The organism is Parasphingomonas zepuensis (genome assembly GCF_036663735.1).
Taxonomy (GTDB): Bacteria; Pseudomonadota; Alphaproteobacteria; order Sphingomonadales; family Sphingomonadaceae; genus Sphingomonas.
This window is the reverse complement of sequence record NZ_JAXOJO010000005.1, coordinates 147,887-161,708: the sequence shown is the minus strand read 5'-3', so window position 1 is coordinate 161,708 and position 13,822 is coordinate 147,887. Positions and strand designations below refer to the sequence as shown.

11 protein-coding genes and 1 tRNA gene are annotated in these 13,822 nt (G+C 67.1%); 4 read left to right on the top strand and 8 right to left on the bottom strand.

Translation table 11 applies throughout. The annotated features are described in order from the left end of the window. The 3 genes from U1769_RS18705 to U1769_RS18695 form a co-directional block, all read right to left on the bottom strand. Nucleotides 1–219, bottom strand: a complete 219-nt coding sequence (locus U1769_RS18705) for a DUF1289 domain-containing protein (RefSeq protein ID WP_332719076.1) — start codon at nt 217–219, stop codon at nt 1–3. A 6-nt stretch (nt 220–225) separates the two neighbouring features. Further along, nucleotides 226–1,749: a DEAD/DEAH box helicase gene (locus U1769_RS18700; RefSeq protein ID WP_332719074.1), complete on the bottom strand. Its 1,524-nt coding sequence runs from the start codon at nt 1,747–1,749 to the stop codon at nt 226–228. A gap of 134 nt (nt 1,750–1,883) precedes the next feature. Further along, nucleotides 1,884–2,342, bottom strand: a complete 459-nt coding sequence (locus U1769_RS18695) for a hypothetical protein (protein WP_332719072.1) — start codon at nt 2,340–2,342, stop codon at nt 1,884–1,886. A gap of 76 nt (nt 2,343–2,418) precedes the next feature. On the opposite strand from U1769_RS18695, the gene U1769_RS18690 reads away from it, so the two are divergent. Then, nucleotides 2,419–3,867 carry an FAD-binding oxidoreductase gene (locus U1769_RS18690; RefSeq protein WP_332719069.1) on the top strand — a complete coding sequence of 483 codons (1,449 nt, stop codon included), beginning with the start codon at nt 2,419–2,421 and terminating at the stop codon, nt 3,865–3,867. A 58-nt stretch (nt 3,868–3,925) separates the two neighbouring features. Continuing rightward, nucleotides 3,926–4,699: a SapC family protein gene (locus U1769_RS18685; protein WP_332719067.1), complete on the top strand. Its 774-nt coding sequence runs from the start codon at nt 3,926–3,928 to the stop codon at nt 4,697–4,699. Nucleotides 4,700–5,119: 420 nt separating this feature from the next. Here U1769_RS18685 and U1769_RS18680 read toward each other — a convergent pair whose 3' ends face one another. Then, entirely contained in the window at nt 5,120–5,977 is an 858-nt protein-coding gene (locus tag U1769_RS18680) for an N-formylglutamate amidohydrolase (protein ID WP_332719065.1), read from the bottom strand. A 117-nt stretch (nt 5,978–6,094) separates the two neighbouring features. Here U1769_RS18680 and cpdR point away from each other — a divergent pair, with 117 nt between their 5' ends. Next, complete coding sequence (gene cpdR, locus U1769_RS18675; protein WP_332719063.1) at nt 6,095–6,472, top strand: cell cycle two-component system response regulator CpdR; 378 nt, start codon at nt 6,095–6,097, stop codon at nt 6,470–6,472. Nucleotides 6,473–6,542: 70 nt separating this feature from the next. Beyond that, a tRNA-Val gene (locus U1769_RS18670) sits at nt 6,543–6,617 on the top strand. A gap of 69 nt (nt 6,618–6,686) precedes the next feature. Here U1769_RS18670 and U1769_RS18665 read toward each other — a convergent pair. From U1769_RS18665 to U1769_RS18650, 4 genes are all read right to left on the bottom strand, one after another. Further along, nucleotides 6,687–8,645, bottom strand: a complete 1,959-nt coding sequence (locus tag U1769_RS18665; RefSeq protein WP_332719061.1) for an AAA family ATPase — start codon at nt 8,643–8,645, stop codon at nt 6,687–6,689. A gap of 238 nt (nt 8,646–8,883) precedes the next feature. After that, on the bottom strand, nt 8,884–9,930 hold the full coding sequence (gene rtcA / locus U1769_RS18660; protein ID WP_332719059.1) for an RNA 3'-terminal phosphate cyclase: 1,047 nt from the start codon (nt 9,928–9,930) through the stop codon (nt 8,884–8,886). Between the two features lie 175 nt (nt 9,931–10,105). Continuing rightward, on the bottom strand, nt 10,106–11,332 hold the full coding sequence (locus U1769_RS18655) for an RtcB family protein (protein WP_332719057.1): 1,227 nt from the start codon (nt 11,330–11,332) through the stop codon (nt 10,106–10,108). Nucleotides 11,333–12,260: 928 nt separating this feature from the next. After that, nucleotides 12,261–13,808 carry a TROVE domain-containing protein gene (locus U1769_RS18650; protein ID WP_332719055.1) on the bottom strand — a complete coding sequence of 516 codons (1,548 nt, stop codon included), beginning with the start codon at nt 13,806–13,808 and terminating at the stop codon, nt 12,261–12,263. Between the last annotated feature and the right edge of the window lie 14 nt (nt 13,809–13,822).

Sequence of the window (13,822 nt, the reverse complement as noted above, 5' to 3'; positions counted from 1 at the left end):
TCAGGTGGCGCCGCGGATGATAGAGTGCGCCGTCAGCCGTGCGGGCAGCTTGGCCATCACCCCGTCCCGCCACTCGGGGCTAGCGCTCGACCACCGGGCAATCTCGTCGAGCGTGCGCGCGCAGCCGACGCATAGCCCGCTCGCCGCGTCGATCTCGCAGATATTGACGCAGGGACTCTCGATTCGCTGAACCGGCACCGTCTCGACGATCCCGTCCATGCCAGCTCAGTCGGTCAGCTTCGCCATCAGGAAGTCGGGCATCGGGCCGTTCCAGCCGTCATCGGGGCCGTCGTCCGGTTGATGCCGCGGCGCGCGGTCGTCCCGTGCCGGGCGTTCCTGGCGCGGTGGCCGGCTGTCGCGTGCCGGCCGTTCTTCGCGGGCAGCCCGTTCTTCACGAGCGGGCCGCTCCTCACGGGCGGGTCGTTCCTCACGCGCTGGGCGTTCTTCGCGGGCCGGCCGCTCAGCGCGGGGAGGGCGCGCTTCGCGTGGTGTGCGGGCCTGACGCTCGGGCTTGACCGGAGTTTCGGCAGGCGCTTCGACATCGGCGACTGGCTCGGCTTTCGCGGTCTTCGCCTTGGCGGCGGGCTTGGCCCTGCCGCGCCCGCGCGGTGCGGCGTCGCCAGCGGGCTCGTCGGCGGCGCCTTCATAGCGCTCGATCTTCATGCCCGTCAGTTTTTCGATGTTGGTGACATTCTCCGCGTCGTCGGCCGTCACCAGCGTGAAGGCGACACCGGTCGCGCCGGCGCGCCCGGTGCGGCCGATGCGGTGGATGTAATCGTCGGGATGCCACGGGGCATCGAAGTTGAAGACGTGGCTGACGCCCTTGATGTCGAGCCCGCGCGCCGCGACGTCGGAAGCGACCAGGATGTTGACGTCACCCGCCTTGAACCGGTCGAGCTCGGCGATGCGCTGAGATTGCTCCATGTCGCCATGGATCTCGCTTGAGCGGAAGCCGGCGCGCTGCAGCGCCTTGTTGAGGTCGCGCACCGTCGTCTTGCGGTTCGAGAAGATGATCGCGGTCTTCACGTCCTCGTGGTGGAGCAGCTCGGTCAGCTTCTCGCGCTTTTTCGAGGCGGATACCGGCACCAGCCACTGCTTGATGTTGATATTGGCCGTCGCCGGGCGAGCGACCTCGATCGTCTTTGGGTTCGACAGGAACTTGTCGGCCAGCTTCTTGATCGGCGGCGGCATCGTCGCGGAGAAGAGCAGGGTCTGGCGCTGCTTGGGCAGCTTGGTGCAGATTTCCTCGATGTCGGGGATGAACCCCATGTCGAGCATCCGGTCCGCCTCGTCGATCACCAGCAGGTTGCAGCCGGTCAGCAATATCTTGCCGCGGCCGAAAAGGTCCATCAGTCGGCCCGGCGTCGCGATCAGCACGTCGACGCCCTTTTCGAGCGCCTTTTGCTGGTCGCCCATCGAGACGCCGCCGATCAGCAGCGCCATGGAGAGCTTGTGGTACTTGCCGTATTTCTCGAAATTCTCCGCAACCTGGGCGGCGAGCTCGCGCGTCGGCTCGAGGATCAGCGATCGCGGCATGCGCGCGCGGCTGCGGCCCTCGCCCAGGATGTCGATCATCGGCAGCACGAAGGCGGCGGTCTTGCCGGTGCCGGTCTGGGCGATGGCGACGATGTCGCGCATCATCAGCACGCTCGGAATCGCGCTCGCCTGGATCGGAGTCGGCTCGGTATAGCCGGACTCATTGACGGCTTGCAGAAGTTGGTCGGATAGGCCGAGGTCGGCGAAAGTCATGCGGTGTCCGGAAAAAGGCCCGGTCATCATGCCCGGCCAGCTCCCGGAGCGCTTGCCGATAAGGGGCCGATTGTCAAGGAAAAGGGGCATTTCACCGACGATACGGTGCCGATGCGCCCTCGCGTTAGCCGGTCCTAACGCTTCGTTCTGGCCACCAGCCGCTTGAATTCCTCGATCCGGCACGATCCCCCGGAGCGCGATCGAATCGCGTCGCGATCGGCGCAGACCATGCCGTCGGGCGTCGGCTTGAGGTAATAGCTCGAATAATAATCGAGCGGCGGGCAATCGTCGTCGAGCTTGGCGCGCACCCGCGTGCCGTCGTCGACCATCAGATCGATGCTGTCAGGGGCCGAAATCGCCGCACCGATCAGATCGCCCATGGCGACGCATTTCGGGCCCTTCTTCTCGGACCATTCGAGCGGCTTGCCGGTGTCCACCGGCTTGCGCATGAAGGGCAGGCGGGGGATTCGGATGATGATCCGCTGATGCAGCGTCATCTGCGCAACCTCGACCCGTTCGATGCGCGATTCGGCAACCGACGGCCCGGGAGCGACGGCGAGCACGATCAGCGCGAGAATCAGTGGTTGCGACATTGCCCCGCCGCGTTAACCGAAATGCTTGAACAGTGCATGAATTGGCGCACGCCGCGCTGCATGATAGGGCGCGGGCATGACGCCAGCCCAATCCCGCCTGATCGACGCGGTCCGCGACAGGTTCGGCCCAAAGGCCGCCATTACGGACGATTCGGCGATCGCGCCGTGGCTCGATGACTGGCGCGGCCGCTATCACGGCGCCGCCCCGGCGATCCTCGCGCCGGACAGCCGCGACGCGGTCGCCGCCATTCTGGCGCTGGCGCACGCAGCGCAGGTGCCGCTGGTCCCACAGGGCGGCAATACCGGCATGGTCGGCGGCGCGACGCCGCCGGTCGACGGCTCGGCGCTGATCCTGTCGCTGCGCCGCATGAACCGGATCCGCTCGGTCGATGCCGAAAACGGGCTCGCCATCGCCGAGGCGGGAGTGATCCTGGCCGATCTCCATGCCGCCGCGTTTGAACGGGGCAGGCGCTTCCCGCTGACGCTCGGCGCGCGCGGCAGCGCCACGATCGGCGGTCTCACCTCGACCAATGCCGGCGGCACTCAGGTGCTGCGCTTCGGCACGATGCGCAGCCTGGTCGCGGGCGTCGAGGCAGTATTGCCCGACGGCAGCGTACATGACGGCCTGGCCGCGCTGAAGAAGGACAATCGCGGTTACGATCTCAACCAGCTGCTGATCGGCGCGGAGGGTACGCTCGGGGTGATCACCGCGGCGACCCTGCGGCTCGTGCCAGCCATCGCGGCGCGCGCGGTCGCCTGGATCGGGCTCGCCGATCCGGCGACGGCGCTTGCCCTGCTGCGCCGGCTCGAGGCCGGGACTGACCGGATCGAAAGCTTCGAGATCGTGCCGGACACCACTTTGCGTCTTGTGCTCGGCCACATTCCGGGCGCCCGTCCGCCGCTCGCCGGCCCGCATGACTGGCATGTCCTGATCGAGGCAGTCACCACCGATCCCGCCGCCGAGCTGCCCGCCGCGATCCTCGAGCGGCTGCTCGCCCCGGCGCTCGCTGATGGCCAGGTCGCCGACGCCGTGATCGCCGCGAGCGAGGCCCAGGCCGAGGCTTTCTGGCGTCTGCGCGATTCGATCTCCGAGGCCGAACGTAACAACGGGCCGGCCGTACAGCACGATATCTCGGTCCCGGTCTCGGGCATGCCACGCTTCATGATCGAAGGGGGCGCTGCCTGCGAGGCGCGCTTTCCGGGCACGCACGCTATGGCGTTCGGCCATCTCGGCGACGGTAATGTGCATTTCCACGTCCGCGCGCCGCGCGGCGTGGATGCGGCCCGCTGGTATGCGGAGGAGGCGCCCGTCATCACGCGCTTCGTCAACGATCTGGTCGTGGCGGCGGGGGGCTCGATCTCGGCCGAGCACGGCATCGGCCAGATGAAGATTGCCGAGCTCGAGCGTCTGTCCTCGCCGGCCCGCATGGCGGCGCTCCGCGCGATCAAGACGGCCTTCGATCCGGGCGCCCTGATGAACCCGGGCAAGCTCGTGGCGCTTGCGCCTGGGCCGCGCGCGCCATAGAGCCGGGCGCCGTCCGGCACGCACAAGCCACTATTTTTGTTCCGATGGAGAGATTTTCATGGCCAGCGCGCCGCAATCCCAACTTCCGCTGTTCTACAATGCGCTCGAGCCGCTTTCGAGCGAGACCCATGTCGATTTCAAGATGCGTCAGCTGACCCAGGCGAAGTTCCTGGTCGGGCAGCATGCGATCCCGATCACGGTCGACGAGTTCCCGCTGGTGCAGCGCCACCTGCCGATCGTCTTCACCGAAGGCGACGATTCGGTGCCGCTCGGCCTGATGGGCCTGAACGAGGGCGTCAACGTGTTCGTCGATGCCGATGGCGTGCTGACCGAGAATCAGATGTACGTGCCGGCCTATATCCGGCGCTACCCGTTCCTGCTCGCCCGCCTGCGCCCGGAAGCCGACGAGCTGTCGCTCTGCTTCGATCCGACCGCGGAAGGCATTGGCGCCGATCTCGACGGCCAGCCCCTGTTCGAGAACGGCCAGCCGTCCGAAGTCACCAAGGGCATCATGCAGTTCAACGAATCGTTCGAACAGGCCGGCGCCCGTACCGCCCAGTTCATGCGTGACCTGAAGGAAATGGACCTGCTGATGGACGGTGAGACCACCATCCAGGCGGACGGCATCGAGCAGCCGTTCATCTATCGCGGTTTCCGGATCGTGAACGAACAGAAGCTGAGCGAGCTGCGCGGCGATCAGCTGCGCAAGATCCACAAGAACGGCATGCTGCCGTTGCTCTACGCGCATCTCTTCTCGCTTTCGCTGATGCGCGACATCTTCAGCCGCCAGATGCAGCTCGGCCTGATCCCGCCGCAACTGCCGGCAGTCTGACCTGGCCGGCGCGCCGCGCTCCCTGTGGGACGCGGCGCGCGGCTTCTCCGGTATCGAAGCCGTTTGCAGCTTTGCTGGATTCGCATTGCTGCCGTCTCGATGAAAACGAATCGGGACGCCCGCGAATCGTCTCGCTCAGGGTCGGAGTCGCCGCCCGTGCCTGCGGCGCTGCGGCATTATTTTCGGCCGGGACTCGGCGAATCGCTGCCCCGTTGCCCTTCGCGCAAGCCGGCGCTGACAACCACAATCAAAACCGGCTCTTTTCACCCTTGAAGCGCGAAAACCCCCCTCCTATATCGGTGTTGCGCGGCTTCGTGTCCCCCCTTTCGCGGGCCGTGCGACACACCTTCGGGTGTGTCTCCTCCCTGAACCTCGGCCACCGCGTGCTGCATTGCACGCGGTGGTTTTTTTGGGCTGCGCCTATTCCGCGGCGATCGCGCCGGGCAGGGCAAGGGCTTCGTCTGCCACCGCGTCGATCATCCGCCGCAGCAGCGCCACCATAGCCGCCATGCCGTCTCCGGGGCCGTCGAGCGCCGGATCGAGGTAAAGCGTCCGGTCGAACTCGATCTGGACCGCGTGGATTCCCTGAGCCGGCCGCCCCTGTACGTCGAGGATATGGCCGCCCGCATAGGGCGCGTTGAGCCCCGGGGTGATCCCGGCCGCAAGAATCTCGCTTTCCAGCCGGTGGACGAAGCGCGTCGCCGCCGATCGCCCGAATCGATCCCCCAGCACGATCCGCGCCGGGCCCTGAGCGCGCGTGAGCGGCGGCATCGAATGAAGATCAAGCAGCACCGCCGTGCCGAAGCGCGCCCGTGCACGCGCCAGCGCATCGGCCAGCGCGGCATGATAGGGGCGGTGGTCCAGCATGATTCGCGCGACTACCTCGTCGCCGTCGAGCCGCCGGCGCCAGATCTCGCCCACACCCGAAACCCGGCGCGGTACCAGCCCGAGCCCGCCGCGCATCCGCGCGGATTGCTGCGGCATCGCCTGGCGGCTGGCCCCGTCGTCCATGCCGGGATCGCGCTCCTGCTCGCTGCGGTTGAGGTCGATCCAGGCGCGGGCGACGCGCTGGACGAGCATCGTCTCCCGTTGCTGTGCGGCGATCGCGACCGCGTCGATATGCCGGTCCTCCAATGGCGTCAGCGCCACCAGCGGCACGCGCAGCGCCGCGCGGAGCGCCAGCGGATAGTCGCGCCCGGCATGCGGCACGGACAGGATCACCGGGCTGGCCGGCTCGTCCGCACCGTATCGATCGAAGGAAAGCGGGTGGTCGGCCATCGCGGCCAACCTAGGGCGGGCATCGGCGCTGCGCAATCTGGACCAAAGGCTTCGCCGCGCTGGAAAATCTTAAGAGCTTGGCGCATAAACGGGCGGCACAGGCTGAGCGGGACGGTGATGATCAGGATATTGCTGGCGGAGGACGACCGGGTGATGCGTGAATATCTCACGCGCGCGCTCGAACGGTCGGGCTACGCCGTCAGCGCCGTCGATCGCGGCACCGCTGCGATTCCGTTGCTCGAATCGGAGCCCTTCGATCTGCTGCTGACTGACATCGTCATGCCGGAGATGGACGGGATCGAACTGGCCCAGCGCGCCGGCGAAATGTGCCCGGATCTGCGCGTGATGTTCATCACTGGCTTTGCCGCGGTCACGCTCAAGGCCGGAAAGACGGTGCCGCAGGCACGGGTCCTCTCCAAGCCCTTCCACCTGCGCGACCTCGTGCTCGAGGTCGATCGCATGTTCGAAATGGAGAATGTGACCCGGGGTTCCTGATCCCGTCGTCGATTTCGTGAGTCGCCGCTTGCGCGCTCCGATAACCCTCGTTAGAGGGCGCAACTCGCGTGGGCGTGTAGCTCAGTGGTAGAGCACTGTGTTGACATCGCAGGGGTCGCAAGTTCAATCCTTGCCACGCCCACCATAAAAACCCCCGGACATCTCACGATGCCCGGGGGTTTTTTGTTGGCCGGGAGAAACGAGCACCGTTTCATCAGAAACCGATCCTGGCTCCCCGTTCGGGCTTGCACGCCAGTTCGCGCCGGAGAAGGTCGATGATGGTTCCGCCCTGCGCCGTATCGGTATGCCGCAGCTGCCGGGCCACCACTGCGAAATCTCCCGGGGTGAGGCCGGTCAGCTCCGCCAGCTCGGCCGGGGGCTCGCTCCCGAAGAACCGTCGGAAGGCGCTGGCGGCGCGGATCGCGCCGAGCGGACGCAAATCGAGCTTGAACACGAATCGCCGCAGTGCTGCCGGATCGAGCCGGTGCGCATGGTTGGTCGCCGCGACCACCGGCAGGGGGTGATGGTCGAGCCAGGTAAGCATCTCGTTCACCTGCCCTGCTTCCCAGCTGTGGGTTGCCGTCGACCGGTCGAACAACAGCGAATCGACCTCGTCGAACAGCAGCACGCTGCCGCGCTCGCGCGCCTCGGCGAACGCCTCGGCGATCGCTGCCTCGGTCCCGCCGACCCAGCGCGACAGCAGGTCCGACGCCCGCTTGATCTCGAGCGGCCGGTCGAGGGCGCGGGCGAGATGATGGGCGAGGGCGGTCTTGCCGGTGCCGGGCGGGCCGGTGAGCAGCAGCGACACGTCGCTCGCGCCGGTCGCGGCTAGGCGATCGATCAGCGGCCCGATCGGCGGCTCGGTCTCGAACAGGTCGAGATCGAGGTGATGGCCGATCGCCGGCGCCAGCTCGCGGCCGCGCAGCGCCCGCACCAGCGCCTCCGCCGACCGGGCCCCGCCATCGGCTTCGCCCGCGAGCTTCGCCGAGCGCGTCGCGACGCGGAGCACGGTGGCGGTCTCGGGCGCCGCATCGAGCAGGCGATCGAGGCGCGTCGTCGGCTCGACCCCTTCCTCCAGCGCGATGCGTGCCAGAATCCGTTGCGCAGCGGCGCGTGACGGCAGGTCGAGCTTCAGCACGAAGCTCATCCGGCGGAGGATCGCCGGATCGACATTGTCGATTGCATTGGTCGTCCAGATGACCGGCACCGGATTGGTTTCGAGCAGCCGGTTCACGAAGATCTTGCTGCCTTCGCGCTTCGCGAAGAAGTCGCCGCCGCTTGGCCGAGCGTCGCCGATCAAATCCTCCATCTCGTCGAACAACAGGACGGCACCGGTGCGGCGTGACAGCACGCGTTGGGCGAGTTGCAAGGCAGTGACCCGGTCCCAGCGATTGGGCTCCTCGCCATCCACGTCAGCCTCGCCCACGCCGTGCAGCACCAGCCCGGCTTCGGCCGCCAGTGTGCGGGCGAGCTCGGTCTTGCCGGTGCCCGGCGGGCCGTGGATCAGGATGTTGACGCCCGGCGCCTGCACCGCCACCGCGCCGTGCAGCAGCCGCATGAGGAAGTCGGCATCAGCGACATGTGCGAAGTCGGCCCGTTCGAGCCGGGCCGCCTGGCGCGCGCCCACCAGCGTGTCGATCATCGCTTCGCCCTGCGCCGGGGCACGATCGAGCAGGCGTTCGAGCGTCCAGCGCACATCCACCTCCACCTCGCCCTGACGGTTCGCCCGAAAGGCCGCGAGGCCGAGCTTGAGCACGGCGCTTTGCCGCACGACGCGGTCGGCCTGGTTCGGCTCGGCGCCCGCCAGCGTGCCCAGCAGCGTAGGCAGGTCATGGCCATGCTGGCCGGCGATCTTCGCCAGCGTCGCCACGCGCGGAAGCCGGTCGCAGGCGACGATCAGCGCGAGCAGCGCCGTGTCCGCCGGGGGCAGCATCAGCAATTCAGCCAGCTGTTCAGCCAGCAGCAGCGCATGCGGCCGCGCCTCCCCCGTCGGCGGTGCCGCGGTGGCGGCACCAAGCAGCGTCGGCCAGTCGAGCGCGTCGCCCTCGCTGCCGGTCAGCCAGGCGCGGTGCGGCTCGGCCCAGTGGAGCACCGCTGTCGCCAGCGGCGTTGACGCGGCGATGCCGCGGCTGATCCGGAGCAGCATGCCCCGGACGATATCCTGTTCGTCCATGATCTTTTCCGTGTCCCCGCCCGGCGGCGAGCGGCCGCGCCAAAGCGCACGCCAGTTCGGCCCGGGTCGAATGATCGTCTTGCGATGGGGTGCTGCGGCGGCGTTGCCTGCCGCAGGCTTTTGGAAAAGCGCTAGGGCAGGGATCGGTTGCCGCCGAACAACACGCCCGTAAAGGCGCTGAGGTCCAGCAATGCATGTCTCCAGATGTGCGGACGATCTTGTGCCCGCGGCGGCGCCATTAGGCGAAAACGCGTGCTTTCGCAACGGCGCCGTCGCGTAGTTCCATCAGGTGCATCCCGCCCGGCAACTGCGAGAATACGCAGTGCCGGCCCAGAAAGCGTTCGATGATCGTCGCGGCCGTCAGGCTGTGCTCGCTCGGCTTGACCGTGGTGAAGCAACCACCGCCCGCCAGCGCGAACGGCAACAGCAACTGATCGGCCAGATACGGCCCGGCAAAGGCAGCCGAGTCGAGATAGCCCTTCATCCGCCCCGCCGCGCGCTTCGCCACATGTTCGGCGGGCACGCCGAGCTTACCGAAACCGCTGACGATCTCGGTGGCATGTTCATAGACCGCCTCGAGCAGCAGGATGTTGCCCGGCCCCTGCTCCTCCGGCAGCTCCCGCACCGAAAAGGCGCGCTCGGGCCAGTCCAGCTGCTTCCGCGCCATGCGGATCTCGCGGTCGGCGACATCGAAGGGCAGGCCGGCAAACAGCGCGGTCGCTGAGCAAGACAGCATTGCGCCGCGCTCGACGCACTCGATCGGTACCAGCGGCGCCGGTTCGATATCCACCTCGATCCGCCCGCCGCCGCTCGGGTAGAAACCGTGCCGCACCAGCCGCGCCGAGACGCGCGGGCCCATGCGGTTGACGATCGGCAGGAACACCCGGTCGATGAAATCGAACGGCGGCGCGAATACATTGTGCGTGCCGCCCTCCAGCACGATCCGCGACGGCCCATCGGCAAGCAGCAGCGGCATCAGGATGGTCTGTAGGACGAGCCCCGTGCTGCCCGCTGTGCCGACCGCGAAATGATAGTCGCCGGCCGCGACCTTGCCCGGCCGGAAGACCAGCTCGCGCGATCCGACCGACGCGCCTTCGCATTCGCCCGCGCCGATCGCGCAGGCGGCCTCGATCGCGGTGACATGCTGGCGCATCAGCCCGGGCTTCGACCGTCCGCCGCGCGCATTGGTGATGTGGAACGGCGTACCGGTGACGAGCGACAACGCGCACGCATTGCGCACGACCTGCCCCCCGCCTTCACCTTCCGCTCCGTCGATGATGATCATTCTACCTGCTCACTTTTTTCCCTCTCCCCTTGTGGGAGAGGGAAGGGGCCCAAGCGAAGCTTGGGAAGGGTGAGGGGGACACTCGTTTGTCTCGAGCCTCACTCCCCCTCATCCGGCGCTCCGCGCCACCTTCTCCCACAAGGGGAGAAGGATTTAGGTAGCGCGCGCCAAGGACCTAGCCCTTCACGCACACCACCTGCTTCAGCGTGTGGACGATCTCGACCAGGTCGGCCTGCGCCGCCATGACGGCCTCGATCGGCTTGTACGCCCGCGGGCTCTCGTCGATCACCCCTTCGTCCTTGCGGCAGGCGACGCCTGCCGTATCGGCGATGTGATCGGCGAGCGACACTTCCCGCTTGGCCTGGGTACGGGACATGACCCGACCCGCACCGTGCGAGCAGCTGTCGAACGACTCCGGGTTGCCCAATCCGCGGACGATGAACGATTTCGCGCCCATCGATCCCGGGATGATGCCCAGCACGCCCTTCGCCGCGCGCACCGCCCCCTTGCGGGTGACGAGCACATTCTCGCCGAAATGGTTCTCCCGCGTCACATAATTGTGATGGCAGTTGACCGCTTCCAGCTCGGCATCGAACGGCTTGGCGATGACCGTCCGGATTGCCCGGATGACATTGGTCATCATCATCCGCCGGTTGAGCGCCGCATAATCCTGCGCCCAGCCGACCGCCTCGACATAATCGTCGAAATGCTCGGTCCCTTCCGGGAAATACGCCAGATCCTGGTCGGGCAGGTTGATGAACCATTTGCGCATGTCCTGTTTCGCCAGCTCGATGAAGAAGCTGCCGATCGCATTGCCTACGCCGCGCGATCCCGAATGGAGCATCACCCATACCCGCTGCTCGGTATCGAGACAGACTTCGATGAAGTGGTTGCCCGTGCCGAGCGTGCCGAGATGCACGAGGTTGTTCGTGTTCTTCAGCCGCGGATATTTCGCCGTGATCGCGTCGAACCGCGCGACGAGAGTCGCCCAGGCCTCGACGATCGCCGGAGGCGGATCGCCCCACGAGCCCGTGTCGCGTTTCCCGCGCCCGACCGACCGGCCGACGGGGACCGCCCGCTCGATCGCCGCCCGCACGCCCTCCAGATTGTCCGGAAGGTCGCTCGCGACGAGCGAGGTGCGCGCCGCCATCATGCCGCAGCCGATGTCGACGCCGACCGCGGCCGGGATGATCGCGCCCTTGGTCGGGATGACCGAACCCACCGTCGCGCCGATGCCGACATGCACGTCGGGCATCGCCGCCACATGGCGGAAGATGAACGGCATCTGCGCCGCGCGGGCGAGCTGCGCGCGCGCCTGGTCGTCGACCGGCACGCCGCGTGTCCACATCTTGACCGGGAATGCGCCCTCGGCCTTGCTGTACTCGAAATTCGCTTCGGTCATCACGACCTCCTGTTGCTCTTCTTTCATGTCGCGGCCGTGGCGACGAGGGTGGTGGCGGGACATTTCCGATGCTCTCCCGCTGAGCTACGGGCGCGAAGCCCGGCCGGAGTCGAACCGGCGACCGTCGGATTACCATGTAGTCCCGCGCGGCATTCGCCACGGCTGCATTTCGGTACCGGCGACGAGGGTCTGGCGAGACGTTCTGCCTGAGCTACCCGGTTGCCCGGAGGTGGAGTTGAACCACCGACCTCCTGCCTTGCGGCAGGTGCTCTATCCTGTAGTCCCGCCGGCATTCGCCGGTATGTTCTGGTGCTGGCGACCAGGATTGGTGAGACATTTTCCTCTGAGCTATCCGGTTGCCCGGAGGCGGAGTTGAACCGCCGACCTCCTGCCTCGCGGCAGGTGCTCTGACCTGTAGTCCCACCGGCATTCGCCAGCTTTTGAATGGCTCCGTCATGCTGAAACAAGTTCAGCATGACGATGAAGACACGTCGTCACGGCGACGAGGTGTTGACCGGACATTTCCCGCTCTAACCGACTGAGCTACGGGCCCATGGAAGGCCCGGCGGGACTCGAACCCGCGACCTGGGGTGTTGAAGACCATGTAGTCCGACCGGCATTCGCCGTGATGTCTCCATTCTTTTGTTCCCCGGCGAAGGCCGGGGCCCAGTTGGGAAACGCACATAAAAATGCGCTTCGGCTGTTTCCTTCTGTCTCCCAACTGGGCCCCGGCCTTCGCCGGGGAAGTGAGGTAGAAGGGCCGGTCGTGGCGACGAGGATCGGCGAGACGTTGGCGTCCTTAAGCTACGTTCCAGCGGCAGGATTTGAACCCGCATCTCCCGTCCGCCGTTGCCGGCTTCCGGGCGCTTTACTCTCCGGACTTTCCTTGGTGGATGTAGTCCCGCCAGCATTCGCCACGACCTGTTCTTCAAACCTCCGTTTCGTTGACGATGCTCACCCAGTCCCGCGTATCGCCACTGGCGAAACGCGCGATCGTGTCGAACACCGCGTCGGAGAAACCTCCGACATTGAGTATCTCCGGCCGGCCCGACGCCTGCGTCGTGCCGTGCGGCTGGATGTCGACGCAGACGAGCTTCGCCCGCGGGTTGCGCCGAACGATCTGGTCCCATTCGCGCATCGTCGCGGTCGACCTGCCCCGGGTGTTGTCCACCCAGGACTCGTTGTCCGACACGATCACGACCAGGTCGACCGCAGCCCGTTCCGCATTGAGCTGGGCGAGGGGCGCCGAAACGCTGGTCCCGCCGCCACCCACCGCCGCCAGCTTCGCCGTGTTCACGGCAAGACGGGCGAACGGATCGAGCTTCACCTGCACCACGCGCTGCTCGAACGGGAGCACGCGCGCCTGGCGGTTGGTCCGCAGCATCGCCGCCGCGACGAGCGCCGCGACCTTGTTGCACGAGACCTTCGACGTGGCGCCCTTGCGGTAACCCGTCGCCGGCGAGGCCATCGATCCCGACACGTCGGGGCAGACGACCACAGTGCCGGACACTTTCGGCACGTTCGAGACCGAAGCCTCGAGCGCGTCCTCCAGCGCCGCCTGGACTTTCAACGGCACGCCGTCTCCGGTCGAATCCAGCGCCACCATCAGCTGATAGGGCAGGACGCGCGCCTTGCGGAGCACCTCCGTATCCGACAGCCGGGCGGCAACCGCCTGGGTGACACCGTCCACCGCCAACGCGCCGTTGCGCGCCAGGGTGTTCAGGTTCATCCGCAGCGCCTGCCAGCCCATCGTGCCGGCCAGTTCGCCCCATTGCTCCGCGGTCAGCGGAAAGGCGGTGAGCCACTGGAACGGCACCGGCGGCAACGCGCCTGAAGGCGCGCGCTTCCAGTCCTCGAACGCCGCGATCTCCACGGGGAGCGCCGCGACATCATAAGGCTTGCCGATCAGCCAGCCGTAAAAGGCACGCCGCGTCTCGTCCCTCGGGCTCGGGTGAACCATCCGGACGATATCGGCGAGCGACGGATCGTTTCCCGTCGCGGCTGCCATCAGGTCGCGCATCGACGCCTGCTCCAGCCAGCCCTGGACGAGCCGCTTCGGCCGGGTGCCGAGCGAGGTCCGCCCGACCTGGCCCGAACGCATGATCTGCACGAAGGTCCGGAGCATCCGGCCATTATCGATCACGCGGCCGAAGACGCGCACGGCAAGGTCGGGCTCGGCCACCGTGAGATAGGCGGTAAGCAGGGCTGGCATGTCCTTCATCACGCCCGACTGGCGGGCATAGACCGCGGCCCGGGCGACGAACATCGGATCGACTGCCTTGGCCGCTGCCAGCACCTCGGAGAGATGCGTTTCGGCGGTGGCGTAGAAGCTGTCGTTGAGCGTCCCCGTAGCGGCAAGCTGGGCGAGCTTCGCCTCTGCACCAAGGGCATAGGCCGGCGCGCCTTCGCGGTTCACCATGGTCGGTGCCGGGAGCAGCCGTGCGATTGCGGATGCAAAAAGTCCCTTGTTGGCCATCGTCTCTATCCTTC

Excerpts from the sequence above, each read along its gene's own strand:
- U1769_RS18665 (WP_332719061.1), bottom strand. The coding sequence starts at position 8,645 with ATGGACGAACAGGATATCGTCCGGGGCATGCTGCTCCGGATCAGCCGC.
- rtcA (WP_332719059.1), bottom strand. The coding sequence starts at position 9,930 with ATGATCATCATCGACGGAGCGGAAGGTGAAGGCGGGGGGCAGGTCGTG.
- U1769_RS18700 (WP_332719074.1), bottom strand. The coding sequence starts at position 1,749 with ATGACTTTCGCCGACCTCGGCCTATCCGACCAACTTCTGCAAGCCGTC.
- U1769_RS18690 (WP_332719069.1), top strand. The coding sequence starts at position 2,419 with ATGACGCCAGCCCAATCCCGCCTGATCGACGCGGTCCGCGACAGGTTC.
- U1769_RS18685 (WP_332719067.1), top strand. The coding sequence starts at position 3,926 with ATGGCCAGCGCGCCGCAATCCCAACTTCCGCTGTTCTACAATGCGCTC.
- cpdR (WP_332719063.1), top strand. The coding sequence starts at position 6,095 with ATGATCAGGATATTGCTGGCGGAGGACGACCGGGTGATGCGTGAATAT.
- U1769_RS18705 (WP_332719076.1), bottom strand. The coding sequence starts at position 219 with ATGGACGGGATCGTCGAGACGGTGCCGGTTCAGCGAATCGAGAGTCCC.
- U1769_RS18680 (WP_332719065.1), bottom strand. The coding sequence starts at position 5,977 with ATGGCCGACCACCCGCTTTCCTTCGATCGATACGGTGCGGACGAGCCG.
- U1769_RS18650 (WP_332719055.1), bottom strand. The coding sequence starts at position 13,808 with ATGGCCAACAAGGGACTTTTTGCATCCGCAATCGCACGGCTGCTCCCG.
- U1769_RS18655 (WP_332719057.1), bottom strand. The coding sequence starts at position 11,332 with ATGACCGAAGCGAATTTCGAGTACAGCAAGGCCGAGGGCGCATTCCCG.
- U1769_RS18695 (WP_332719072.1), bottom strand. The coding sequence starts at position 2,342 with ATGTCGCAACCACTGATTCTCGCGCTGATCGTGCTCGCCGTCGCTCCC.